The sequence below is a fragment of the Bradyrhizobium sp. STM 3809 genome, from assembly GCF_000239795.1.
In the GTDB taxonomy this organism is placed as follows: Bacteria; Pseudomonadota; Alphaproteobacteria; order Rhizobiales; family Xanthobacteraceae; genus Bradyrhizobium.
Window position 1 is genome coordinate 1 of record NZ_CAFJ01000151.1, and the last position, 1,233, is coordinate 1,233.

The 1,233-nt window shown below is 65.3% G+C and carries 1 protein-coding gene; it reads right to left on the reverse strand.

What is annotated here, in order from left to right; genetic code table 11:
* Positions 1-42: 42 nt before the first annotated feature.
* Positions 43-1,233 (reverse strand): ABC transporter substrate-binding protein (locus BRAS3809_RS07855; protein ID WP_035655713.1); only part of this gene is annotated, 1,191 nt, incomplete at its 5' end.

The window sequence follows — 1,233 nt, forward strand, 5'->3', positions numbered from 1 at the left end:
TTGGGCAGCGTTGCTGCGGCGTCGTACCAAGAACTCCGCCGCTCACTCCCAGCTCCAGCTCGAGAAATCGTTCTCGAACTGCGGCACGTCCTTCCAGACGCCTTTCAGCTTCTTGTTGATCACCGTGATCCATTGCGGCTGGAACAGGAAGCCGGCGGCGGCGTCGGTGGCGAGCAGGCGCTGGGCGTCGCCGAGCAGCTTGGCGCGATCGGCCTCGTTCGGCGTGTCGACGATCTTCTGATACAGCTTGTCGAACGCCTCGGACTGATAGCCGAAATAGTAGTTCTTCTCGGTGAACTTCACGAGGTCGAACGGCTCGACATGCGAGACGATCGTGAGATCGAAATCATGCGGGCCGTTGAACACCTGCGACAGCCATGCCGCCCATTCGAGGTTCTCGATCTTGGCGACGATGCCGACCTTGGCGAGCTGCGCCGCGAGCACCTCGCCGCCCTGCCGCGCATAGGCCGGCGGCGGCAGCCGCAACGACAGCTGCAGCGGGGTGGTCACGCCGGCCTCCGCCAGCAGCTTCTTGGCCTTCTCGGGATCGTAGGGATTGATGTCGGTGGTGTCGACATAGCCGAGCGAACCCGGCGTGTAGAAGCTGCCGATCGGGGTGCCCAGCCCGTCGACGGCGCCCTCGATCATCGCCTTGCGGTCGATCGCGGCGAGGATGGCGCGGCGGACGCGGACGTCGTCGAGCGGCTTCTTCTTGTTGTTGATGGTGACGATGGTCTTCGCCTTCGAGCCGCCGATCAGCACGGTGAAGCGCGGGTCGGCCTTGAACTGCGCGATCGTGCGCGCCGTGGTGCCGCGCGGGAACGCATCGACGTCACCCGACAACAGCGCCGCGACCTGCGCTGCGGGATCGGAGATGAAGCGGATCGTCACCTTCGACAGCTTGACGGCGGCGGCGTTGCGATAGTCCGGCCATTTGTTGAGCGTCAGCGACGAGCCCTTGGCCCAGGCGCCCAACGTATAAGGTCCGGTGCCCACCGGCTGCGTCGCGTCGGTCGGCGCGCTCTTCGGCTCGACGATCGAGGCGGTCGCCTGTCCGAGCAGGAACGGCAGGTTCGGCTCGGAATATTTCAGCTTGACCTCGATGGTCTCGGCATCCGGCGCGTTGACCGCCTCCATCGCCTGGAACAGCGCCTTGTCCTTGTTGGTGCTGTTGGCGGCGCCGGCGCGCTCGAACGAGAACTTCACCGCGGCGGAATCGAACGCCTCGCCGTT